The organism is Paenibacillus sp. FSL L8-0644 (assembly GCF_038008165.1).
GTDB lineage: Bacteria > Bacillota > Bacilli > Paenibacillales > Paenibacillaceae > Paenibacillus > Paenibacillus polymyxa_D.
Map to the genome: position 1 here is coordinate 2465870 of NZ_JBBOYN010000001.1, position 24780 is coordinate 2490649.

The 24780-nt window shown below is 46.4% G+C and carries 16 protein-coding genes; 13 read left to right on the plus strand and 3 right to left on the minus strand.

The window, feature by feature from the left end; genetic code table 11:
* Positions 1 to 12 precede the first annotated feature (12 nt).
* The 3 genes from NSS94_RS11365 to NSS94_RS11375 all read left to right on the plus strand — a co-directional run bounded on the left by NSS94_RS11365 (position 13) and on the right by NSS94_RS11375 (position 3384).
* Positions 13 to 765: a hypothetical protein gene (locus NSS94_RS11365; protein WP_341039307.1), complete on the plus strand. Its 753-nt coding sequence runs from the start codon at positions 13 to 15 to the stop codon at positions 763 to 765.
* A 358-nt stretch (positions 766 to 1123) separates the two neighbouring features.
* Positions 1124 to 3091, plus strand: coding sequence for an ATP-dependent DNA helicase (locus NSS94_RS11370; protein ID WP_029519138.1), 1968 nt, complete (start codon positions 1124 to 1126; stop codon positions 3089 to 3091).
* Positions 3085 to 3384 carry a DUF6509 family protein gene (locus tag NSS94_RS11375; protein WP_039273380.1) on the plus strand — a complete coding sequence of 100 codons (300 nt, stop codon included), beginning with the start codon at positions 3085 to 3087 and terminating at the stop codon, positions 3382 to 3384. The genes NSS94_RS11370 and NSS94_RS11375 overlap by 7 nt, the downstream gene beginning before the upstream one ends.
* Before the next feature lie 138 nt (positions 3385 to 3522).
* Here NSS94_RS11375 and NSS94_RS11380 read toward each other — a convergent pair whose 3' ends face one another.
* Entirely contained in the window at positions 3523 to 3885 is a 363-nt protein-coding gene (locus NSS94_RS11380) for a hypothetical protein (protein WP_341039308.1), read from the minus strand.
* 256 nt (positions 3886 to 4141) lie between these two features.
* Here NSS94_RS11380 and NSS94_RS11385 point away from each other — a divergent pair, with 256 nt between their 5' ends.
* From NSS94_RS11385 to NSS94_RS11395, 3 genes are all read left to right on the plus strand, one after another.
* Positions 4142 to 5065, plus strand: a complete 924-nt coding sequence (locus tag NSS94_RS11385; protein WP_029519141.1) for a PLP-dependent cysteine synthase family protein — start codon at positions 4142 to 4144, stop codon at positions 5063 to 5065.
* A gap of 1 nt (position 5066) precedes the next feature.
* A complete protein-coding gene (locus NSS94_RS11390) occupies positions 5067 to 6197 on the plus strand; it encodes a bifunctional cystathionine gamma-lyase/homocysteine desulfhydrase (protein ID WP_029519142.1) in 1131 nt (376 codons plus the stop codon).
* Positions 6198 to 6392: 195 nt separating this feature from the next.
* Positions 6393 to 9149 (plus strand): PHB depolymerase family esterase, encoded by a 2757-nt coding sequence (locus NSS94_RS11395; RefSeq protein ID WP_341039309.1) that lies wholly within the window; start codon positions 6393 to 6395, stop codon positions 9147 to 9149.
* Between the two features lie 145 nt (positions 9150 to 9294).
* Here the strand turns inward: NSS94_RS11395 and NSS94_RS11400 are convergent, their stop codons facing one another.
* Both NSS94_RS11400 and NSS94_RS11405 read right to left on the minus strand, forming a co-directional pair.
* A complete protein-coding gene (locus NSS94_RS11400; protein ID WP_340955328.1) occupies positions 9295 to 10212 on the minus strand; it encodes a hypothetical protein in 918 nt (305 codons plus the stop codon).
* Entirely contained in the window at positions 10205 to 10357 is a 153-nt protein-coding gene (locus NSS94_RS11405) for a hypothetical protein (RefSeq protein ID WP_165147246.1), read from the minus strand. The genes NSS94_RS11400 and NSS94_RS11405 overlap by 8 nt, the downstream gene beginning before the upstream one ends.
* Before the next feature lie 300 nt (positions 10358 to 10657).
* On the opposite strand from NSS94_RS11405, the gene NSS94_RS11410 reads away from it, so the two are divergent.
* Genes NSS94_RS11410 through NSS94_RS11440 form a run of 7 tightly spaced genes read left to right on the plus strand, consistent with a single transcriptional unit; the run spans position 10658 to position 24554 of the window.
* A complete protein-coding gene (locus tag NSS94_RS11410) occupies positions 10658 to 12460 on the plus strand; it encodes a vWA domain-containing protein (protein ID WP_341039310.1) in 1803 nt (600 codons plus the stop codon).
* A gap of 24 nt (positions 12461 to 12484) precedes the next feature.
* Entirely contained in the window at positions 12485 to 15874 is a 3390-nt protein-coding gene (locus NSS94_RS11415; protein WP_165147240.1) for a tubulin-like doman-containing protein, read from the plus strand.
* Positions 15875 to 15877: 3 nt separating this feature from the next.
* Positions 15878 to 18244: a transcription initiation factor TFIID gene (locus NSS94_RS11420; protein ID WP_341039311.1), complete on the plus strand. Its 2367-nt coding sequence runs from the start codon at positions 15878 to 15880 to the stop codon at positions 18242 to 18244.
* A 46-nt stretch (positions 18245 to 18290) separates the two neighbouring features.
* Positions 18291 to 19580, plus strand: a complete 1290-nt coding sequence (locus tag NSS94_RS11425) for a vWA domain-containing protein (protein ID WP_165147237.1) — start codon at positions 18291 to 18293, stop codon at positions 19578 to 19580.
* 18 nt (positions 19581 to 19598) lie between these two features.
* Positions 19599 to 20252, plus strand: a complete 654-nt coding sequence (locus tag NSS94_RS11430) for a hypothetical protein (protein WP_029519149.1) — start codon at positions 19599 to 19601, stop codon at positions 20250 to 20252.
* A 16-nt stretch (positions 20253 to 20268) separates the two neighbouring features.
* Positions 20269 to 21534, plus strand: coding sequence for a TRAFAC clade GTPase domain-containing protein (locus NSS94_RS11435; RefSeq protein WP_029519150.1), 1266 nt, complete (start codon positions 20269 to 20271; stop codon positions 21532 to 21534).
* Complete coding sequence (locus NSS94_RS11440) at positions 21531 to 24554, plus strand: GAP1-N2 domain-containing protein (RefSeq protein WP_341039312.1); 3024 nt, start codon at positions 21531 to 21533, stop codon at positions 24552 to 24554. The genes NSS94_RS11435 and NSS94_RS11440 overlap by 4 nt, the downstream gene beginning before the upstream one ends.
* The last annotated feature ends 226 nt before the right edge of the window (positions 24555 to 24780 follow it).

Sequence of the window (24780 nt, forward strand, 5' to 3'; positions counted from 1 at the left end):
GCTTAGTAGTCTTTGATTTTCAAAATAATGGGGGAACATGAATTCATGCGACAACGAAAATGGATATTTTGTTCAGTTGTAGTCCTGCTGCTGTTCGTAGTGGTTGCGGGTTGTACGAATAAAGGACATTCTGGAGAGATCAGCTCTGAAGATGCTAGAAAAGAGCAGCCTGGAAGCACTTATTTGGAGAACTTGCAGGCAGATCTGCCACAACCCACTGAGGCGCAATTTTCCACGCCCGAATTGGTGGTAGAAGCCTTTTTTGAAGCTGTAAATGATCATAACTTCGACAGTGCGTTAAAATGTTTCCCTATTGTGGAAAAGTATCGTGCGAATACAGTAGATAATCATTTCAATTTGCTCCATACCTATGAGCTTCAAGCAGGTGCTCCCATTCCTTCCTTTGAAAGCCATAACTTTTTAAAAAGCTTTATCGAATATGAACAGTATTGGGAGAAATTTTATATGTTACTGTTCCTAAACTCAAATCCGGATATGGTGGGCAAACGTATCGTTATGGGAGAAGCGAATGCTGCTATGGACCTAAAGAAAATCAAGGAAATGAAGGTGAGTAGCACGTACTCTAAGCCTCAAATAATATCGAGTCATAGTGAAAAGAACAAAAATGTTATAGAGCAGACTATGAATATACAAGAAATAAGGGTGCTTGAAGTTAAGCTTTATATAGATGGAGAAGAACAAAACCATGTATTAATAAGCGTGGGGAAAATTGGATCTAATTGGCGAATCTTAAACATGAGTTAAGGAGAACGAGCTTCTGCTTAATGCATATTCATCAATCAACAAGAAACCAGCTAATGCTTGTAATACATTAGCTGGTTTCTTTTATTTTGTCATGATAATTTTCTTCATTTACTATTACGGAAAAAACAGACATTTCTCAAAAAATTTCCATCGTAGATGTCTATGTAGCTTTCTTTATGAAATATTAATATAACGTAGCATCTCACCGAGACGAAAGTATGCCCCTTTATTTTAAAGGGAATCTTATACCGACATAAAAAAAATATAAGCTGCTCTTACAGTTTTCATGTTCTTTTTAGCTTGTTTTGCGTTATAATGAAAGGATGCACATTATGAACGAATTGGAGGCACAGCCCGATTGACTACTTACCCTTTTGCCTTTGATCCGTCCAAGCCGTTTATTGAGCAGGCAAGTGACTGGATTGCGGATGTATTTTATGAAGTTTTGCCTGAAGTCGGCTTTGAGGTTCGGGATGAACAAATTTATATGGCATTCCAGCTAGAACGTGCCTATAAGGAAAAAAAGACCATTTTTGCAGAAGCAGGTGTGGGTACTGGTAAAACGCTGGTATACCTGCTGTACGCTATTGCATATGCCCGATACATGAGAAAACCGGCGATTATCGCCTGTGCAGATGAATCGTTAATTGAACAATTGGTAAAGCCGGAAGGGGATATCGCCAAGCTGGCACAGCATTTGAGTCTGACGATTGATGCCAGATTGGGGAAGTCGCCAGATCAGTATATTTGCCTGAATAAGCTGGATGAGGTGCGAAGCGGACTGGATGAGGACGCAGATGTTTTCCGTGATATCTATCAGGATCTACCGGATTTTGTTCATTTTCCAGATACGTTACAGTCCTTCACTCCTTACGGGAACCGAAAGGAATATCCTGAGCTAACAGATGGACAATGGAGCAGACTCGGATGGGATGTATTTCAAGACTGTCTCGTTTGCCATCAGCGGCATCGTTGTGGTCAGACGTTGTCTCGTGATCATTATCGCAAAGCGGCAGATCTGGTCATCTGCTCTCATGATTTTTATATGGAGCATGTATGGACCTACGAAGCGAGAAAGCGCGAGGGTCAGTTGCCGTTGCTGCCGGAGCACAGCTCTGTTGTTTTTGACGAAGGGCATTTACTGGAGACAGCGGCACAAAATGCGCTTACTTACAAGCTTAAGCACGCTCAGTTTGAGTCTATAATTACCCGACTGCTGGAGGGAGAAGTGCGAGAATCTCTGGCAATGACGATTGAAGATGCAATCTCCCAAAGTGAGGCTTTGTTCGCTGCACTAGATAAGAACAGTCAGCCTGTCCAGGGTTCTAATCGCAAGGAGTTCATCCTGAATGAGTCACTGACTCGAGAGGTAAACCGCTTTGGAGAACTGATCGGCATGATCGAGGAAGAGCTTGTATTTGAAAGCGGACTATTCTCTTTGGATGAGTATCAAGTCAAAATTGTGGAAGAACATTTGGAAATGATTCAAACCGCGTTGGCTTTGTTTAAGCGTCCTGAACTTCTCATTTCGTGGGTGATGGAGGATCAGGATGGATTAACGCTTGTGGTTATGCCGAAGATGGTAAAAGAGATTCTCAAAGAGCGAGTATTTGCGCAGCATATACCGATCGTATTCTCTTCAGCTACGCTTTCCGTAGAAAGCTCTTTTGACTATATGGCGCAGAGTCTCGGTATTGAAAATCCGCTAACGTTCTCTGTTGCTTCACCTTATGACTACAGCGATCAGATGCAAGCTGCACTGTACCCGTTGCAAGCGGGGGATGATCCAATCCAGAGAGCGCTGGCACTGCTGGAGAAATCGCAGGGAAGAGCGCTTATCCTGTTTCCTTCACAGGAGGAATTGGCTGCATTCCAGACGGGTCTCGTTGCTTACCCGGAGGCGTCTGCCTATCGTTTTCTGTACGAAGGTTCGGCTGAAATCAGCCATCTGATCTCAGCTTTTCAGAATGATGAGGAAAGTGTGTTGTGCGCTGTTACATTATGGGAAGGATTGGATATTCCTGGGCCTTCTCTGTCGCACGTTATTATCTGGTCACTGCCATTTCCTCCGAATGATCCGGTTTTTACGGCTCTGCGCAAGGATGCAGCAGATCCGTTTATTCAGATAGATATGCCTCACATGGCACTTAGACTCAGACAAGGCATAGGGCGTTTAATTCGTTCGCGCAATGATCGGGGCTGGATATCCATCATGGGCCAGGATTTGAGTCGTCAAGAAGTACGTATACAAGTTGAACAACTACTGCCTGCAGGCGTAGAATGCACCGTAATTGAAGGAAACCCGGAGGGAATAAAAACATGTTGAACTTTACAGCGTACACCGTAGATCAGATTAAAGATGCTTTTGGTATTTTGACTGGACAGCGTTATGAATTTATCATTGATGTAGAGGTAGAGGAGGACGACGAGCTATACACTGAAAACGGACTGTATATCCGTTGTCTTTATTTAGTAGACGAAGAAAAGACAGGACTGCTGAAGTATGAATTAATTGAAAAAGTAACGAATCGTTACATTGATCTTGAACTTGAAGAGGATGAGCTGCAAGCTGTTGAGAACTTCTGTAAAGAACATGTACAGGATGAAGCAGTGAAGTAACAGTGAAGTAACAGTGAAGTAACAGTAAGACCTTAGCTAGTACAGCTGGTATATAGCTAACATATGATGAAGATATCAAGGAGTCCTGACATGATCAGGCTCCTTTTTTTATGGTCAAATGAAGAGAACTTATCTGCTCTAGCGCAGTCTGTCCCACACATTCACCATAAACAGCATAGTCCCCCCTGCGAGTAACACCCACCCTGTAACGATCCAAACTTCAGTCTCTGGAACCTTGTAATTTTGACCTATAAGCGCCAATATCAACACGGGCAGACCGATATTATGCATCCAAAAATGGATATGTGCCAGAATAGTAACTGAAAGTGCGGGAAAGGCCACATAGATCAGACCTATGATTCCAAGCGCTGTCCAACCCAATAAATGGATATGAGACTGAACATTGGACAGACTGTAATCACCCGACACGCCAATAATGGCACTAAGCAGCACACTGAGGGCAAAATATACGGCAGCTATCTTTAGAAATTGCTTTCCCATATATGAACTCCTCCTTATGTTGCACGGGGAATATTTTGTGACATCTTCTCTATCCTATCGAGCAAGCAGGCAGGGGGTGTGGGTATTGTGACTGGTCCATTTGACAAAAGCTTCAAATACACATAAAATCTTATTGCATCAATACTTACCGCATTACTATGTTTTCTTGGAGATGATAGCGAACTTCTCCGACAGTAGGCGTTAATTTTTGACCATTGGTTTATTTTGGATTCGCCATTAAAAGGAGCTTGAAATTATGAATGTATATCAAAATACCCTTGAACTCATCGGACGTACGCCATTAGTGGAGCTGAACAGCTATTCTCTACCGAGAGGAATTCGCCTGTTTGCGAAGCTGGAGTTTATGAATCCCGGCGGCAGCGTAAAGGATCGGGTGGGTAAGGCTCTTATTGAAAAAGCATTAAAAACAGGTCAGCTGAAGCCAGGTGGGACATTAATTGAAGCAACAGCAGGCAACGCAGGTATTGGTCTTGCGATGGCAGCACTTCATTATAATATCTCGGTTATTTTTGCTGTGCCTGAGAAGTTCAGCCAAGAGAAACAGGACCTGATGAAGGCATTGGGAGCACGCATCGTTCATACCCCGACGAGTAAGGGGATGAAAGGAGCTATCGAAAAAACAAAAGAATTGGCTGCTGAAATAAAAGATGCATACTTGCCGCGGCAATTCAGTAATCCGGATAATCCCGAGGCATACTATACGACAATGGGACCTGAAATATGGAACGATCTGGACGGCAAAGTGGACGTATTTGTGGCAGGTGCAGGCTCGGGGGGAACGTTTATGGGAACCTCGCGTTATCTTAAGGAACAAAATGCAGCCCTTAAAACAGTCATCGTGGAGCCGGAAGGGTCCATTTTGAATGGCGGCGAGTCAGGTCCACATAAAACGGAAGGAATTGGCATGGAATTAATTCCTGAATTTGTGGATAAAGGATATTTTAATGCCATCCACACCATTAGTGATGTCGATGCTTTTGGCCGTGTCAAGGAACTGGCTGCACGTGAGGGTCTTCTCGTTGGCAGTTCTTCAGGGTCTGCTTTACATGCCGCTTTACTGGAAGCAGAAAATGCACCGGATGGTGCACATATTGTTACCATTTTCCCGGATAGCAGCGAACGTTATCTGAGTAAAAAAATATATGAAGGCGGGATATAAAATGAAACGCAAAACAAAACTGATTCACGGCGGGCTTCCTACCGATCCCCATACAGGCGCGGTTAACGTTCCTATTTATCAGGTAAGCACTTATGAGCAAGAGGAAATTGGCGTCCATAAGGGATACGAGTATTCGCGTACAGGCAATCCGACCCGGTTTGCTTTGGAGGAGCTGATCAAGGATCTGGAGGAAGGAAAGCGTGGTTTTGCTTTCGGTTCGGGTATGGCTGCAATTCATGCGGTATTTTCACTGTTTAATGCAGGGGATCATATTTTGCTGACCGATGATGTATACGGAGGCACCTATCGCATTGTAAGCAAAGTGCTCAGCCGTATCGGAATTGAGTCCACATTTGTGGATACGACTGACCTGGAAGCTATCTCCAAAGCAATTCGTCCGAATACGAAGGCATTGTATGTCGAAACGCCAACGAACCCGCTTTTGAAAGTTACTGATATCCGCGCTGTTTCGGAGCTTGTAAAAAAACATGATCTTTTACTGATCGTCGACAACACATTTGCTACCCCTTATTGGCAGACGCCAATTACACTCGGGGCTGATATTGTCATTCACTCTGCTACCAAATATTTGGGCGGCCACAGCGATGTTGTAGCTGGTCTGGCTGTTGTGAACAGCGACGAGCTGGGAGAACAACTCCATTTTCTGCAAAACGCCATTGGTGCTATTCTCGGCCCGCAGGATTCTTGGTTATTGATCCGCGGTATTAAAACATTGGGTCTGCGTATGGAAGCGATTGAGCAAAATGCGAAGGAAATTGCAGCCTTTTTGGAAAAACATCCGAAGGTTAGAAAAGTGTATTATCCTGGACTGGAAAGCCATGCGCAGCACGAACTGTCCAAAATCCAGGCTCAAGGCTTTGGCGGCATCATTTCCTTTGATGTAGGTAGCGACGCTAACGCGGTTGCACTTCTGAAAAAGGTGAAATATTTTACACTGGCTGAAAGCTTGGGAGCGGTTGAAAGTTTGATTAGCGTTCCTGCACGTATGACGCACGCCTCTATTCCGGTAGAACGTCGTGCAGAGTTAGGCATTACCGAAGGTTTGGTGAGGATTTCGGTTGGGATTGAAGATCTGGAAGATTTGATTGAAGACTTGCAGGCAGCATTGTAAGAAAATAAGTGTAATGTTCAAGAGAGGTGGCAGAAGCTGCCTCTTTTTTTGTTGTGAGAATAGCTTCTTTTTTGAAAAGCACAGAGGAGTACGTAGAGGTAATAACGAATAGTTTTATATAGTTCAATTGAATGTTAAACGGAATATAACCGCGACTACGTCTCTGAGGAAACAAAAACCTGGAGGGGGAATGTTATGAGGTTCACACATCTGGAAAAAGCAACTACTGTGCTGTCGGATCATCCGGTACGTCTGGCGTCTGCTTATGCAGTCGGTCCAGTCGAGCTTCCGGAAAATTGCGGTGTGGGCAGGGAATGGTCAAGTTATTTTGCCCATGAGGATTGGAATTTGGAAAAGGCTTGTGGTGAAGAAGGAGTAGAGCTTTCAGCCGGAGGAAAGGCAGCGTGCCGATTATTGACCGAGCTGGACCCTCGGACTGGGGAACTGAATCTAGGTGTTTTTCCGCCTTTGGCCGAACAAGAAAGGCTTTTGCTGGTTTCAAATCTTCGTTGTATGGCTGCACAGGAAGTGATTTTCAGACCCTTTGAAGGAACGGGACAAATATGGATAGATGGCACACTTGTATATGCGGAATCCGGTCCTTTTCGCTTGTATCTGGAGGAAGGCGATCACACGGTAGTTATCATTGCTGCGTTTATTCCCGAGGAGGCCCGCTCTATTCGTATCAGTGGAAATCAGGTATGCGACGAATCAGATGTGACAGAACTGCATCGAGAATTTGTAGAGCGTAATATACGTTTTCATATGGCATGGCTAGAGGTTGAAGAAAGTGCTGGCAGGGAGGGCGAAGACAGCCCGATCTTATTTTATTTACTGCGTAAGGATCGGATAGATCTTCCCTTAGATCAAACGTTATGGGTCGAGGTAACGGATGATGAGGGCATGAAGCTGGATCGCTTTCCAGCACATTGGGAGCAGGAGCAAAGCTATGACTGGGATGAGGAAAAGGCCAGGAATACGGGAATGCTGCACTTCACCGTTACATATCGGGATCATGAGGCTGTGGAGCATCATTTTGTGTATTCGGCACTTGTGCGGCCTTTGTCAGTCGTCGTGGAGGGTTTGCAGGAAGAGTATGACCGGTACATTCAAGCCCGCGCTATAGATATTCTTCACTTTGCGCAGAAAATACAAATAGAGGGCTTGCTTGAGGAATTAAAAAGGTTAACGGATTCTCCAGAAGATCCTTTTGAAATCTGGGATTACCGGATTGTGCGTGAATATATCAAGCTATTAAAACAGATCTTCACAAATGGACATACCGAGCAGTCACATTCCCCATCCTTACTTCAAGAAGAACACATCTTTTTGTGTAATGACGGAATTGGGGAAGGATTTTTTGTCTCCCGTTTGGACAATAGTTTGCAACGCTATACCATTCAGCTTCCCAGAAGCTATTCGGCTGACCGACAGTATCCTCTGATCGTTCTGATGCCAGGCAAGCGATATGAGCTGGGTTTGCCGGATTTTCAGAATCGAGGTTTTGGGCGAGGCTGGGAAGAGGAAGCTATATTCGTTACTTTTTCGTGCCGTGGTGTAACGTTGGGCAGTTATATTGGAGAAGCTGCTTTTTTGGAGGGGCTGGATGTCATACTGCAAGCGTATCGAGTGGACGAAGATCGGGTCTATCTGACGGGTTATTCGAACGGAGCATACGCTGCTTGGGCGATGGCACAGGCTTATCCTTCTCGTTTTGCGGCTATAGCGGTTATCTCTGGAGCGCCACATCCCAAGCATCTGATAAATCTGTTGAATATGCCAATATTGAATGTATGCGGAGATCAGGATTACTTATTTGCACAAGCATTTACAGCCCCTGTAACAGCGCTTCCATCTGATCATTTTAAAGGTGTCGTAGAACGTCATTCTAATCACTGGGACACGCATGAGCTGAGACTTCTGGACGGTGTACTGGGCTGGCTTATGCAATGGAAAAGAGATGTCGTACCTCAGCGTATTGCCTACCGGACGGAACGGGGCAGACATAACCGGGCTTACTGGCTGGAACTGACGCGAATGGATGTAAATGAGGAATATGCCGAGTTGTACGGTGAAATGAGTGCCACAGGTGAGTTAGATATCGAGGCAGTTCACGCCGAAGAATTTATCATTCATCTTTCTCAAGAGGTCATGCCCTTGGAGTTGGCTCAAGTTCGTATCGGAGCCCGTATCTTCGTGTTGGATTTGCGGGAATACAGTCGCTTTCGCTTTGTTAAGACACAGTCACACAAACGTCCCTCCCCTGAATACCGCTTGATTGCCGAACGGGTGGAAGAAAGCAGTGGATGCTTTACAAAAGAATCGGATGCCAAAAAGAAAATTGTGGATTCGAAAAGCGTGGGAAGAAACGTTTTGAGCCATGGTATGGGTGTGCTTGATGTTTATATGGATCGTCTTCACATTGTCCTTCCGTCCAGCTACGCTACACCGGAGGAAGAGCAGGCGGTGAGACGGACGGCGAACGCCTTGGCTAGCCCACGAACAGCGACTTGGAATCCGTATATCGGTGTTCATTATCCGGTGGTGTCTTCCACTGATATTACGGAGGAAGCACTGGCTGATAGCAACGTGATTTGTGTCACTTCGGGCTTGTCCAGACATGAGCTGCTTCACAAGCACCAAGCCGATCTGCAAATTACATGTACGGAGGAAGGTTATACATTGGGCGGTGATTTTACGGCAGGCGAGTATTGTCTGTCATATATTCAACCTAGCCCATGGTCTGCAACCCAGCAAATGCTTGTCGTAGCGACCAATTCTCCCCGTATGCTGGGTAAAAACCTATTTATGCGCAGACTGATTATGCCCGGATACTTTAATGGTCTACACCCGTATTTGAATAAAGAGATTATTGTGTATGATAGCCAGGGAGTGCGTGCTTTTAACTTTACTTCTATTAGACATACGCAGCAAAAACTGCAAGGCCAATAGCCAATAAAAAAGTAACAATGTTATAATAATCCACAATTTAAAAAACCGTCTGGAGGCACATTGGCGATCCTGACGGTTTTTTGCTGGTTCATTGCAGTGATTTGTGATCGGGATGACGTCATATAAAGAAGGGCATTATGGCAGCTTAGCTTTTATATTGCTCCATCAGGTACATGATCTTTACTTCATCGGCCAAATCTCCAAAGGGTTCTAACGGATTCTCTTGAATGATATGATATAAACGCTGGACTCGTTCCTTTGGCAGTTTGCGCACATATCTGGAAATGAAAGCGGCATGGGTGACTACGTAGCGCTTTTTACGGACAGCTGCACTGGCTACGCGGACGAGAATATCTTCGCCCCCTGCTAATTCCAGAATGCGGCGCTCATAAAAGACTACGTATCGGAATGTCCGGTCCTTGATCAGCTCACGATTGAGTCTGGCAATCTCTCCGATATATCTGACCATAAGCGGCTCAAAGCTCTTGATCAGGAGAGGATCGAGCGTTAATTCCATGTCTTTGCGGAGAACAAAAGATTGCAGCAGAGCGACCTGCTGGAGCCTTATCCGATCATTGTGAAGGAGTACAGCCATCTCACGCAGCATTTCATAGGAGACACGCTCACTGAGCTGCCGCAGGGCAACCGCGTTTTTATGATTAACGTTTAGTCCTTCCTGGATCTGCCCTATACGACCTCTGAGCAGACGTATAAGCTGCCTACGCTGTTCATAAGGATAAATACCCCGCTGTAGAAGCACCAAGGGCAGCAGAAGAAGCGCACCGACGATACCGCACAGAAGCATTTGTTGCGGCGAGTGGCCGAAAAAGACAGTAGCAGCCAGCAATATGACACTAACGGCAAGGTCTTTACGAAAATAACGTTTGGCTCTGAGTCTGGCATATTGCTCTACAGGAACTAGTGTATCCCGACCACATGATGTGCACTCTTCTTCCCAAAGGGCGGTAAATTGTCCACAACGCTTGCAGACTCTTAGCTTTTGGAAGGCGTACTCTGTGCGGGTAAATGGGCGAAATTGTACAGCTTGTTTGGAACTATTCATTGTGCTCACTTCTCCGGTTCAGCAGCGCTAGAAGCTCGGTGTCGATTTGTGTAATCGACGGGGCGCGTTTTTTATGTATATAGTAAATTAGTGATTTGATGGCGACAAAAAGAAACATAATCGCCAGACATCCGTATGAGATCATAGTGTATTTCCTCTTTCTACTTGGATTTTTAGTTCAATATTTTACATGGGCGGGTTTCGCTATTGTTATTTTTGTCGTATAAAGGAGAAGGCTGGTGCCCGATTGCCCTTGTTGGGGTATAATTATATCATTACTGCAGGATATTGGTAAAATCTCGCGGTATAACAGGCTTTTGGGTTGGATTCAGACCATTCGGGCAGTATTTTCAGCTGGCGCTCATGTAAAACTCATTATAATTTAATAGTAGGGGAGTACAACTGTAATTTAGAATGAGAATTAACCGGCAAAGGGGTACAAGCGATGTTTAGTAGAGACAGAAAATGGTTTTTGGTCATCGGAATCATATGTACAATGATCATGACCTCGATTTTGGCATGGCAGCCACAGATGGCGAATGCCGCTTCACCCTCTGCTTCTAAGGTGGATGCGGTGCTGGTCGTCGATGTAAGTAATTCAATGAACACCAGTGATCCTGGGAAAATTGGCAATGAAGCCATGAAAATGTTCATTGATATGCTGTCGACGCAAAATGACAAGGTCGGGATTGTAGCGTATACGGATGTCGTACAGCGTGAGAAAGCCTTGCTTAATATTACATCCGAAGCGGATAAGCAGGAACTGAAGACGTTTATTGACGAACTGAACCGGGGGGCGTATACTGACACCTCCGTGGGTGTCAAGGAAGCAATCCGCATTTTGCAAGATGGTAAAACAGCTGGACATGCGCCTATGCTCGTCATGCTGGCCGACGGTAACAACGATTTTAATAAGACGACAGGTAGAACCGAAAGCCAATCCGATCAGGATATGGCACAGGCTGTAGCCGAGGCTAAAAATAGCGGCGTTCCGATCTACACCATCGGCTTGAATGCAGATGGGAAGCTGAATAAAAACAAGCTTGCCGACATAGCGCAGCAAACGGGCGGCAAGTCCTTTATTACAAGCTCAGCGGATGACCTGCCGAACATTCTGAGTGAAATTTTCGCCAGCAATTTGAAGTTGAAAGTGGTGCCTTTGCAGTCCATTACGGCAAACGGCGACTATCAGGACGTAACGGTAACCGTACCGAACGATAGTGTGCTGGAGGCTAACATTTCGATCATGTCCTCGAAACCGGTGGATGCGAGACTGATAGACCCGTCGGGCAACAGCAAGCCGATTCCTTCGAGCGATGTGCTGCTGTCCAAGTCCAAAAGCTACTCACTGATTAAACTGCTCAAGCCTGCGGCTGGTGACTGGAAGCTCCAAGTCAAGGGAGTCCAGCAGGATCAGATTGATATTAATCTGGTATTTAACTATGATCTGGAGCTGAAAATGGACGCACCGCCCGCCAAATCATACAAAAAAGGCGATGCAGTTCAAATTCGTTCCTACCTGACGAGCAATAGCCAGCATCTTCAGGATCAGGAATTGTATGCGAATATGAATGCTGTTCTGAAGGTCAAGGATCTGGATTCCGGTACAACGAATGAGGTGCCGTTAACCAACGCAGGGGATTCTTTTACCGGTTCCTATACGATTCCAGATGAGCATGACTACGAACTAACCGTTAGAGCAGAGGAGAAGAGCTTCTACCGTGAAACACAGCCTGTAACCATTAGTGCTAAAGCAGGGGCGACGAGCGGTACAAATACGGGCACGACTCAGCCAACAACACCTGCTGAAAAGTCCAAGCTAATGCCACTCATTCTTTTAGGGCTGGGACTGCTCGTTCTGCTGGTTGCCGCATATTTCATCTGGAAGGCTATGAAAAAGGCCAACCGTGGCTTTGTCGGTCAAATCGTACTGGAAATCCGGGATGAGAACACTGGCGAAAAAACGTATCCGCAGTACAAGAAGCTGAACACCTTCCGGGGCAAATTTAATCTGCACCAGTTGCTGCAACTGGCACCGGAATTTGCTGGAACCGACAAGGTTGTGTTCACACCAGCCAATCAGGATCGTATCATTGTGCGCAGTACCTCCGAGATTACGATTGAAAAATCCGGGCGGGCTGTAGACACAGGCAACGGTCTTGAACTCAAAAACGGTGATCGTCTGACCATCCCGTTAGCCAGTGTGGACAAAACCATTTTGCTGGAATTTATTTCAGTAAACAGCTAAACGAACCCTTAGGAGGTCATATCTATGAAACCAGTAGTTAGAGAGCATATCCAACAATTAGACGTATCACTCGGCGGGGGGATCGTAAGCGATAAGATCAGAGTGGATACTATTGATAATCCTATTTTAATTATCGGACTCGGAGGTACGGGAATTGATGCCCTTCTCCGCTTGAAATATCAAATTAACCGCAGATTCAAGCTTCCAGCAGATCCGATCTCCAAGAAAAAGAGCGATAAACCGGACAATGTGGAATTTCTCGCTTTTGAAACGAATGAACAAGACCGCAACAAAAAATACAAGGGGATTGGTTTGGACCCCATCAATGAGTTTGTATTGCTGTCCAATGCGGAAATCGGCGGATTGCTGCAAAACCGTAGCATTCTAGAGCCGTACATTACCGATTGGCTGTCTCCAGAGCTGAGCATTACCGATGGTATGAACGGGGCGGCAGGGGTACGTCAGGCAGGACGATTACTGCTGTTCACCAAAATTAATCAGGTCGTTCAAAGCATTGACAAAAAAATCAAAACCTTGTCTGAGGGCACCAATAAGAAGCTTATGGTGTTCCTGCTGTCCGGTTTGTCCGGCGGTACAGGAAGCGGTACTTTCCTCGATATCTCATATATCGTCCGAGGAATTATTGAGCGCGATTATGGCTCTGCAGGTGTAGACCGTGTAAATACATTAGGGTATCTGTTTACACCGGATATCAATTTGGCGAACAAAAGCCTGAGTGAGCATACACGTGAATATATTAAAAAGAACGGCTATGCTGCACTGAAAGAGCTGGACTACTGGATGAATGTAGACAGCCGTGGTGAACGCTTTAAGCAGCAGTACGGAAATATTTTGACCGTGAACTCGCCGCTTCCGCCGTTTAATCTGTGCCATCTCATTTCGGCCACGAATACGGAAGGCAAGCTGTTGGAAAATGCTTATGATTACTGTATGAATGTCACCGCCGAAAACATCACCAACTTTATGGCGAGTGAGGAAAAACAATCCGGCGAAGAATTTGCCATTCATGACTATATCAGCAATATCCGTACCAACATCGCACAAATGAATAAGGCGTATCCAGCAAACTACGATTACAATATTATCGGGGCTTCCTCGGCGGTGCTGCCAATGGAGGAAATGACGACGTATCTGGCTTATCGAATGTTTGGCAAAATGTCCAAAATGTTCGAGCAATCGCCTAATCAAGAGGATGTAGAGAAGTTTGCCCGCAAGCTGGGAGTGGATCTGGATAGCATGATCAAAAACTTTGAATCCCGTGTACCTGAGCCGCTTCCGGGCTTTGAAAACAGTGAACGGTTAAGTTATAGCAATGTCGTTAAAATGCAAGTTGTCAATATGGACACCGAGCTGGAGCAAACGTTCCTGACGCGTGCCCGCGAAGAGTATATCAAAGCGAAGAAGCAGCTTCCTGGTGAAATTACAGGACAGTTTACGGATCAAATTCGCCGGATGTTTCTGCATCCTGAGCAAGGACCGTTTTATGTATCCCGCATGATTTATACTGAAAAAGGATTTAGCTTGCTGAAAATGCTGCTTTCATATGTGGAGACGTTGCGTGAATCACTGCACCGTATTCCGACGGACATTGAATGGGCGCGTGAGCAGGCGAACGAAAAGTTGGGCGATGCCAAGAGCGCGTTTGTATCCAAGGATAAAAAGAAAAATGCGTACATTGAAGCGAAAATTAATGAATATTGGCTGCGTGCTGATGTGGAACGTACAGAGCAGCTCATTGAATTTTATGAAGACCTGTATGACCTGTTGAATAAGGAAAATAACCGCATTTATAATGTATTTACTGAAATTTTGAACGCATTGAGCGCAATATTCGAGAAGAATGGTGATCTGCTGATTAACGGCGAGGAACAGTCCGATCACAAAGGTAACAAAACGTACTATTGGAATCTGGTAAGTGTACCGGATATTTCTGAAGTTGTGACCAAGCTGCTGGATAACCGCAACGGTGACGATTTGATTCGTGATTTTGCCCAAGAATTGCTCGAAAATTCAGATCAATGGGTGAAGGATCAGGATATGGACATCATCAGCTCAATCTCCAATTTCTTGACTGATAAGTTCGGTGATCTCATTACCCGTTCCATGGAGGATTTCCTCGTCATGAAATACGGGCAAGATGAAGCCATTGAAAAATTTGTGGAGCGCTACATTGCGAGCAAACTGGATGAGGAAGCTGTACCTGTGTTCCATCTGAGCAATAGCTCTGGCAACTTGTACTTCCCGTCTTGGGGATTCGTTTCGGTACCTGTACAGTCGCCTAATATCCTAAAAGGCGTTCGCAATTATCAAAATAATGCAATTGGAAAATCACACTTTACTATTAAAGAAAGTGAAGTTCGTAACCGGATTTTCTGGCTCAATACGCGTAATGGTGTTCCTCTGTTTGTATATACGCCGCTCAAAGTGTATGAAGAAAGCTATGAAAAAACGATTCTTGACCGCGAAGGTATTGGCCGCCATCTGGTGCAAACAGGCCAGAACAACTGGACTAATCTGCCGTCGCCGATTCCTGAAAAGTCATGGGGCGAAACTTACGTCAATTCGCGTGTGCAAGCATACAATGCACGCATTCGTAATGATTTTGACCGTGCCAAGTCACTTGGCGTGATTCGAGAAAAGGATGTCGATCAGAATACGAGCAGCCGCTTCACTGTAATCCGTTCACATGCGCTAGATCTGAATGCGATGCTGGCAGGCTACGATATGCGTTTGCAGGAATCCAAGCCGAATTTGGGTGAGGTGAAAAGAGCATGGTCTGAGTTGAAACGTCTGCTGGCTGAAGGGCTGGAGCAGGCCGGAAGCAAGGACATCTTTGGCAGCATCAATGAAGAGATGGCGAAGGAAAACCTGATCCGTTCACCAGAGTTAACACAGGTGGTTCGTGAAGAACTGGTGAAATATACACAAATTGAAGCGAAAGCCGCTGAACTGGAAGCTTTGCTGGGTAAATATCAGGATGAAGAAAAATGGCTGGATCAGTTCATTCAGGCTCTCTATACGGACACGATTACGAAAAAAGGCGCTTTGTATGTCTATGATCGTGACGAAGAGGAAGAGGCTTGGGAGCCGTTTGCGAACGTCATGAAGAGCCGCAATTATGTGGAGTTTGAAGTGTTTACAAACTTCCGTGGTTTGGAAGAAAAGAAATTTGCAGCTCTAATGCGCAAGGCGGATCGCCGTGATGTTGTATTGACTTCATCTGAGGATATTACACCATTGCTGGCAAAGCTGGATGAACTGGCTGCAACTTACACAGAGGCCCGCAATCAATTGGAATATGAAAAGGTGGAGCTGGCTAACGGAGCGGAACTTTATGCATTCTATGCTCAAATGGCTGGAAAATTAAACGACATCCGCAGAAAGTTGAAATAAAGTATGAGAGAGCAGCTGTTACGTTATGCGGCTGACTATGCAGCCGCAGAGGACCAATTAATCGGAAGCGGGGATGGACGCAGTAGCATCCATTTCCCGTCTGTGTTTCTTTTTATCGGGGATCGTATGAACCCGGTGATGAACACCATTGCAGATATCAACCGAACCAAGTGGGATAACAGCCCGGGAGTAACATATATTCAGATTCGCTCGCAGGAAGAACATGCGGCTGTAGATCGTTCGGTGGATGCTATTGTTCATACGATAGCGGTACCGGAGGAAAGTGGCCACCAAACGATACGCCGTGACTTACACCAAGCCTTTTATACACATGAATCGCAGCTAATTGAGCTTAACACCGCGTTGCGCCGGGCTAGTGGACATCTGGCAGATTACGGTCGGTTGTATTCTTCGTTCGAGCGTGTCCATTTGTCGATCTTGACGACAGCGGATGACCCCATGAACGTATTAATCCCTGAAGTTACGCTGTTGGCGGAGTATATTTTTGCACAGTCTTTTAAATCGGTACAAATGGATCTGTATGTGTTGGTGAATGAAAGCGATCAGACTGCCCAATTTGGCTACAGTAGTGCAACGTCCGTTGCTTTCATGCGAGAGCTGGACTATATCCAGAGTCCGGAGTATACGTTTACGGCACCGCTTCATATGACCGAGGACAAATTGACCATTCTGGTATCCCATGCTCCATCGCCGTTGTTCGATCTCGTCTATGTGCTGTCCGACAAGAACGAACGCGGCGTAACGGTGCCGAATAGTCTGCGAGAAAGCTGTGACATCATTTGCCACATTCAGCTTCTTAAAAACCGTTATCAGGCAGGAGATTCCTATCGGTCACAGGATGGGGGATACAACAATACATCGTTTAAAAACAACATCATGACGGAATCCGGGCGGCAGGGTTATGTGTCGGCTGGATTTTCCCGAGTCAACCGCCCTAACCAGTCAATCGCACTTACGGTGCTGTATCACTTTTATGTGAAGCTGTTAGAGCGTATCAGAACAGAGCAGGAGTGGGACATACGCGATAAGCTGAATTATTTTGGTTTAGATGCTGCTGAGCGCGGTCGCACGCGAAATGATCTAGTTCCTGGTAATGAAGCGATCACGGACATGAGTGCACTGATGACCAGCGGAGCCAGCTACGGCTCGTTGAAGCGAATGACATTACGTGAGGCGGAGGAAGCCTTGTTTGGTCAGGGCTGCGAAGCCTTTTTCCGTGATAATTGTGAACGGATTGTGCACAAACGGTTGGGAGATTTTCAGGCGGAATCAGGTCTGCAGTTGGCTGTGAATGCAGCTGCCAAGGAATATCCTGAAATCGGATTTTTCGAGCTGACAGACTGGACGGATGAAAATAAAACAGGGAATGTGCTTACGGCTGTTCGGGGGCTGATTCGGGATACGTCCAATGACTTGCAGATTAGTGCCGCTGAACTGGATACCCTGTATAACGGGCGGGTGGAGGACCAGCCTTTTCAACGACTACCACTCATGGATAAGCATAATGTGCGCAGCTTGATCCGTTACCTGACCGAGACAGTTTACGGGCACAAGCTGCACATGCTGCGGATTCAAGCGGATTTGGAGTTACTTCGCCGCTATGAACTGGCACTAGAGAAATGGCATGCACAAGCGAAGCATATTACAGTACAGCTTGCCAGCCTGGAGCGTGAACTGCATCAAGCTGCAACGGACAGTATTCGGCAGGCCGACAGTTACACAGGTCAAAACCTGTTCGAGTATTACGAGCGTGTGACAGAGGATGTCATGCGTGAGCTGGAAAGCAAGCGGGGAAAATCTATATTCTTTGATACCCGGCATATGGGGCCTGTATCCGGATTGCTGGACGGGGGTCTGTCCGCATTGGTGGATCGACTTACGCAGACCTGTCGTACCTTGATTCTCAGTTCACAGCCGTTTAATCAGACCTTCGAAGAAGAATTATTGCGTCGTGCGAATGTAGCTGCTGCATATGAAAATCGGCTGGTCGTTCCGAAGGATGAGCTGTTTAGAAAACTGTATCAAACGTTAGAGGAACATGGCGGAATTAACGTACGTTTGCTCGACTATACCCATGAGCATCGGTATGAAGAAAAGTACTTCTTTGGTGACTACGAAGGCGAATTTCTTCCTTATGCGATGGATGTGGACATTACTTCGCGTATTTACAAACTGGGTTTTGTGCATGAGCGTCGCAGTAGCGGGGTGGAAAAACTGCATTTGATGGGCGGCTTCCATCTGGAGGATCTGATGGTTTACCGCAACGGCAAAACGTATTATGAGACATATACTGCGAATGGTTTCGTGTTTCACGGAATCGACGTGGACCGGTTGCCGGAATTGCGGTAGCCACATATTCATCCTACTTTAATGATGGAAGGAAGCAACGATTCTTATGAAGCAGCGTAAATTTAACGTTCTCCTATTACTGTTCGGCTTGCTGGGCGCTGTAGTAGGCTTCATCTTGGGAGAGCTTATTCTTCACAAATTGATAGGGCATTGGCCGCATATCATCGTGATCGGGCTGTATTTTGGCATCATGGCCCTGTGCATTGGCCTAGGCTGTCTGATTGGCGAACTGATTTCGCCACAGTTAAATGGACATTCATGGCGGCAGCGCTACTCCGGGTTATCCTGGAAGTTACTGGTGCCTGCTACGTTGGTGATGTTGTTCGTGGCAGGTCTGCTATTGGAGTTGGGCTATCAGGTTAACCCTGAAGGGCGCAAGAGCGTACAGGACCTCGTACTTGTGATTGATAATTCCGGAAGTATGCAACAAACAGATCCTGATAATGAACGCCTAACGGCTGCCAAGAGTCTGATTGGTCAAATGGATGGAGACAAGCGGGTAGCCATTGTTTCATTTGATTCTACTGCACAGTTGGTTCAGCCGTTTACTCCCATTCGCACAGATGCAGAGAAGCAAGCGGTTTATTCCAAAATCGATAGTATGCAGACTATAATGTCAGGCGGTACGGAGATCAGACTTGCTTTGGACGAGACGATCAAGGAGATTGAAACCCAAGGCAATGCAGAAAAAGGTTCTCTCGTTATTATGCTCTCTGATGGCTTTAGCGAGTTGGATACCCAGACAGCATTGGCTCCTTATATCGCGCGCCAGATTCCGGTCAATACAATTGGGCTGAAACTGGCAGAGTCGGATGGTATAGCCTTATTGCAAAATATTGCTAACCTGACAGGCGGAACTTATTCTAATGTAGCCAATGCCCAAGGACTTACTCAGGCGTTCGGTAAAATATATAACAAAATCGGTGATCGCACACTGGTAACGGAGCGGACAGGTGAATATGCCGACAGTCTGTATTTTGCCATTTATCGTGTAACGGCTCTGGTCATTATCGGCGCTCTATTGGGATTAGCTCTTGGGCTGATGTTCGATAACCGTTTTCTTGCACGGAACTTCGCCATTGGTGGAGTCCCGGCAGGCTTGCTCGCTGGCTTTATTTTGGAAAAAGGATTATCTGGATCGCCTATAGGAGACTTGATGATTCGTTTGTTGGCAGCGCTCGTACTGGCAGCCCTTATTGCTATCTTTTCGCTTGTTCTGCCGATTGCGGAAAATACTCGCCGATCTTCCGGTGGAGGAAGTCAGGGTGAGTCGTCAGGACGCCGGAGAGGGGCAGCGGAAGCCCCGACGCTCAATCGACGCAGCAGTGGATTTTAGAACGGGAGGCTGGAACTTATGCAGTATAGGGAAGCACAGCCCGGTGATCCTATTATTTCGGAGCTGAGCCACAAAATTGATGACAACCGGGTTGTGTTACGCTGGCAGTGGCCTGAGGGCGCAGCCGTGGTATATATTGCGAAACAATCAGCCGATGCAGGTGTGAATGGGCAAAATGAAGGTGAAGTTTTACCGCCTTTTTCAAGCCTAAAACTTTTTACACGCGAGGAGTATAAGGCTGCTGGCAGCTATCGTGACCGAATTGAAGGCATTGGACGCGTGCGGTATACCGTGTATCCGGCTGTTCGGGAGGATGGAGACACTTACGTGATCCGTCAGCAAGACGGAGCCAACCAACTGGAGTTGAGCACCGGAAGGGCTAAAATCAGATATGCGGTTCACCATAAAAAAGGCTGGTTTCGCAGCCGCAAAACCGTCCAAATTCAGGTGACAGCCGAAGTTCCTGTCCCGCAGGAGGCGCTTTGCTACGTGAAGAAGCGTGGGGGCTATCCCGCAGATCGGGACGATGGAACCTTGTATCCGTTCACAGCACCTTTTGTTGCGGGACGGAATGTTTTACCCGCTGTTGAAGTGGGGGGAGATGAATATGTGCGGCTGTTTTTTACGGACGGCCAGAAATATGGCACGGTATATGAATTAGTTCCTGAATGAAAGGAGGCCGCAACCGATGAGTTTTCTTAGCAATTTATTCAGAAGAAAGCCACAGGCAGCGCCAAGGCCGTTATTTTATGATATTGTGTGCCCTTATTGCTTTAGTAAATTCTCCCCGGAGGAAGTAGTATTCCGTGCTTCTCATCACCGTGAAGATGACGAGGACTACGCTTTGGGTGAAGATGAGCTGTTGAACAAATATCGGGAGCGTTTTGGCTTGGACAGTGTGCATGATATGGAGGCGATTTTACATCCCCTTGATGTTCCTGAGGAACATCGATTGTATTCTGATCATGTACTGACAGGACTGACCGACCGTTATGGCGAGCTGACGCGTCACCGACTGTGCCCGCACTGCCATAACGAGTTGCCCGTGACTGCGGGTAAGGTGCCTAGCAATATCATTTCGATTATTGGAGCTTCGCAGGCAGGGAAATCTGTTTATATGACCTCCCTGATTCACACGCTGCAACATGTTACGGCCGATCATTTTGACGCGGCTTGCATGCCACTCAATGCAGAGATCAGCCGAAAGTTCCGCACTATGTATGAGGAACCCTTATTTGAAAGAGGCGATCTGCTTACATCGACACAAAAAGAAAAGATGCAGGAGCCTTTTATCTTCCAGTTCGTATTTAAGGATGAGGAAAAGCCGCCACTGACGCTAGTGTTTTTTGATGTCGCCGGTGAGGGAATGGTAGATCAGGACTATCTGGGACTGCATGGACAGCATATTAAGAATTCTGCAGGTATTCTCTTTATGGTCGATCCACTACAAATCCGCTCTATTCGGGAGCGCATTAAGATTAACCTTGGCGATAAGCCGGGTGAGTGGGTCTCACAATATGATGAACCGCGTGACGTTGTACTTACGATGTTCGGTGATTTTATCGCCTATCAGGAAAAAGGGAAAACGGACATTCCGACCGCTGTCGTCCTGACCAAAAGTGATATGCTTACTGCGTTGGCAGATGAAGAAGGCACATACATCAAGACGAACAGCAATATTTTTAATCCGATGGAGCATCGCAAATATATGGATTTGGATGAGTTTGCGAACATTGATGGCGAAGTTCGGCGCTTCATCGAAAAGGTGGATAAACCGTTCAAGGGCACGATGGATGTATATTTTACGGATACGGCCTATTTCGCGGTTTCCGCGCTGGGTAGCAATCCGGTTGAGCAAAAGCTGCAAGGGTTGGTTAGTCCGATCCGTGTGGATGAGCCATTTATTTGGCTGCTTTATAAGTTGAAGTACATTGAGGGGAGAGAATCACAGTGAGTTATGCTACCTCTCATTTGATACAACAGCAGATGTACACACGGGAACGGCGTGGTATTTTCCGTTCTACGGAAGGCTTCGATACAGTGGCTAATTCCAAAGGATTGGATGCTTCTTTTATTAAAAAGGTGCTGCATCCCTTATGTGTATATGATGCGCCTGCTGCTTTGACGGCGCGCGGCGAGAAACAGGAAAGTGTCTATCCGGAAGCCATACATCTGGTACGGACGGAGTCCGGGGATGTAGTACTTGGCCGCAGTATTTATAAGGCTGCGGATTTTACTGGGCTACGAAGCGCCCTTTTCACGCACAACTATGTGATTCCAGCCGGACATGGTGAATCTCCGTCTGACTATAAGCAGTGGCTGAACACCTCCTTTGTTGATACTTATGATATTGAGCAGGGAACGGATTTGCCGGAATTGGAGCGCCTACCAGGTGGAAGTGTATTTCCGGCTGTTGACCCGTCTACAGTGCTGGCTCAATTGCAGCTGAGCGAAGAAGTGTTCAAACAGCTTTTATACGCAGTCATGATGTCCGCAGCGGGTCGCAAAAAGGTATACGTAGCGCTGAATGTTCCTGTAGAAGCGGTCGGATCTTCAGCCAAGCAGCTGCTGGGTGTGTTGTATGCGGCACTGCCTTATGCATTTCGGAACAGACTCGGATTTCTTACATATGCACAGGAACCGAACAGCAGAAAAGGTATTCACTTGATGTTTGTTGAGCCTTTTAGTTTGCGTCCCGGTGATCGGAATGTAGAAAAGGACTTTGTATTTGACCTGTCTAATCATAGTCGAATACTTAATGTGGATGCAGAGCAGGTGAGACAGCCGTATTTTGACTGGATCGTCCGTACGTTGTTGAATGGTGAGACGCCGGACGATTTCTTCAAATTTGCCGAGCAAATGCTGACAGGTATGGAGGCCGGGCGTGATTTGACGCCATCCAGCTATCATGAGCTAATTACGTTGTACAGAATTGAGCAGGGAGAGCGGGCATTATACAACGAACAACGAATCACTGTGTTACGAAGCCTGACTGATTATTTATCGCCACCCGATGCGCTGCCACGTAAAATGAGGCTGAATGATCTGTTTCTGTCGTTCTTTGATCATGAATTTGATCGGGTGAAGGATGGATATATTCCGGATGTAGGCCTGGTAGATAGTTTCAAGGACTATTATAAAGTTCATGCACGCAGCAGCGAAAATCGGTTGGTGGAATATTTAATCCGTTCGCTAAACAATGCTTATACTGCCAGAAATACGGAAGCAGTCACGTATATTTATCATACAATTGAAGAGAATCCATCATTAGGCAAGGCATATTTTACGAAAGTGTTGGGTAATCCGGCACTGACAAAAATGCTGTTCATTCCCTACATGGACAGTCAGATGAAAAGAACACCGGATGCCAAGGGGCTGCTGGCTGTTGTGCACGAATGGGGCAGTAGGTATATCGAAGTGTCGGCGAATGCCGATTTTCAGCTTTTGGCAGAATCTGCACTGATGGGCCGACTGCGTGCGGAAAGAAAACCAGTAGAGGCTGTGGCTGCCATTCACCAACGCTTGCGTCAATGGGACAGCAACTCTGCCGTAGGCAAACTGTCCCCGCTGGAGCAATCTGGATTGACAGAACGCTTGCAGGAAGCGTCGGATCGGTATTTACTTACCGAAGTAGAGCTAAAGGAAATATCACCCGATCAGGTCGTACAGATTCCTTTTTTCACACGGCCTGATTTGGTGCAGTGGGTTGGAAAGCTGCCTGCTCCTCTTAAGGGACAAGCTGTGCGATTAGTTGCGGCTTATGATTGGTTTAACGCGGAGGACCCGGAACCGTCGGTGCTGGACGGTCTGGAGCCCGGCGAAGTAGAAAAGGTACAGGATTGGGCTTACAGCTGGCTGCCCCAGCAGCTTGCGGAAGGCCATTTTGCCCGTCTGTTGCCTGCCTTTTATCGTTCTGACGGGCCGGGAGAGGGAATATTGGATTTCGCTCGCCTGGTCAGTTCGATTCGCAAATGGGCAAAGGATAACGATACGATGTACCGCTTTATCCGATGGTCGGAGGAACACCCTGAGTTTGCTACTCCACGCGGCGGTTTTGAACCATCCTACAGACGTGCGCTACTTCTATTCTTCCAAAAGGAAGGACGAGAGGGACTGCATAAAAAAACGCTGTGGCGTCAATATTTTGAACCTGCGAAGCCTGCCTTTAAAAATTTCTATTTGGCAGCAAAGCGTGAGACGGACACGCCTCTGGTCAAAACGCTTCGTCGTTTCCGTAAAGGTGGGGTGATTTCCGGGATCGTGCTGATTGTCATTGCAGGTACGCTAGGCGGCCTGAAAGCAACTGGGGTGATCGGATCTGCTGACACACCTGCGCCTGTTGCCACTCCGAAGCCTGTACAACAACAGCCTGTAGAGCCTACAGTGCCCGTAAAAAAGGAGCCTACGGCGATAGTGACACATGTGCCTAATACCAAGTCCACTACGAAAATGGTCAAGCTGTTGTTTGCGTTTCAGACATCGACAGAGCAGGCAGAATTTAAGCCGAAGAAGCTCGTCATTGTCGGTGCGGATCAGCAGGAGCACTTATACGAAAATTTTACACTTGCTGAACAGAACGACAAGGAAGCAGCCAGTAAGGCGAACAATGATCCATCCGGTGATGTAAACACTGGGAGCGCCACTACAAAAAGCACGACAGCAGATGGACAATCCACGGACAATGGTTCCACAGCTCGTGGGGGTACATCCAGTGGAAAAAGTGGTGATCAATCTGGAGCAGTGACTGGCAACACGGACGGAGGCTTGACTTCGGAGATTACTACTGAGGGTAGTGGCAATGGAGCAAATACAGACACAGACACAGACACTGACACACCATCGGAGTATGATCTGAAGAAGTATCCTTATCGTACGCTATTGACCCTTTGGCAGCGGTTGGAACTGAATGATGCTAGCACGGTTACCGTTGATGGAGAAGAATATCCGCTAGTTCAAGTGAAAACTGCGGACTAAGCAACTATAAAACAGAAATGAATGATGAATGAAGTAAAAGACGGGTTTCCTTCAAAGGACTCGTCTTTTATTGTGCCTATATTTCCATAAAGGATGAATTTGTAATTCAAAATTAACCCTATCTAATAAAGCATCATGTTACGAAAGTATTGACACTAAGTAGACAGCTGATTAAAATTAGTTGGAATTCAAACTATTAAAATTAGATAGATATGGAGGTTCGTAG

What these genes read in the sequence shown, in the direction of transcription:
- NSS94_RS11375 (WP_039273380.1), top strand. Translation starts at nt 3,085, where the DNA reads ATGTTGAACTTTACAGCGTACACCGTAGATCAGATTAAAGATGCTTTT.
- NSS94_RS11380 (WP_341039308.1), bottom strand. Translation starts at nt 3,885, where the DNA reads ATGGGAAAGCAATTTCTAAAGATAGCTGCCGTATATTTTGCCCTCAGT.
- NSS94_RS11385 (WP_029519141.1), top strand. Translation starts at nt 4,142, where the DNA reads ATGAATGTATATCAAAATACCCTTGAACTCATCGGACGTACGCCATTA.
- NSS94_RS11390 (WP_029519142.1), top strand. Translation starts at nt 5,067, where the DNA reads ATGAAACGCAAAACAAAACTGATTCACGGCGGGCTTCCTACCGATCCC.
- NSS94_RS11395 (WP_341039309.1), top strand. Translation starts at nt 6,393, where the DNA reads ATGAGGTTCACACATCTGGAAAAAGCAACTACTGTGCTGTCGGATCAT.
- NSS94_RS11400 (WP_340955328.1), bottom strand. Translation starts at nt 10,212, where the DNA reads ATGAATAGTTCCAAACAAGCTGTACAATTTCGCCCATTTACCCGCACA.
- NSS94_RS11405 (WP_165147246.1), bottom strand. Translation starts at nt 10,357, where the DNA reads ATGATCTCATACGGATGTCTGGCGATTATGTTTCTTTTTGTCGCCATC.
- NSS94_RS11410 (WP_341039310.1), top strand. Translation starts at nt 10,658, where the DNA reads ATGTTTAGTAGAGACAGAAAATGGTTTTTGGTCATCGGAATCATATGT.
- NSS94_RS11415 (WP_165147240.1), top strand. Translation starts at nt 12,485, where the DNA reads ATGAAACCAGTAGTTAGAGAGCATATCCAACAATTAGACGTATCACTC.
- NSS94_RS11420 (WP_341039311.1), top strand. Translation starts at nt 15,878, where the DNA reads ATGAGAGAGCAGCTGTTACGTTATGCGGCTGACTATGCAGCCGCAGAG.
- NSS94_RS11425 (WP_165147237.1), top strand. Translation starts at nt 18,291, where the DNA reads ATGAAGCAGCGTAAATTTAACGTTCTCCTATTACTGTTCGGCTTGCTG.
- NSS94_RS11430 (WP_029519149.1), top strand. Translation starts at nt 19,599, where the DNA reads ATGCAGTATAGGGAAGCACAGCCCGGTGATCCTATTATTTCGGAGCTG.
- NSS94_RS11435 (WP_029519150.1), top strand. Translation starts at nt 20,269, where the DNA reads ATGAGTTTTCTTAGCAATTTATTCAGAAGAAAGCCACAGGCAGCGCCA.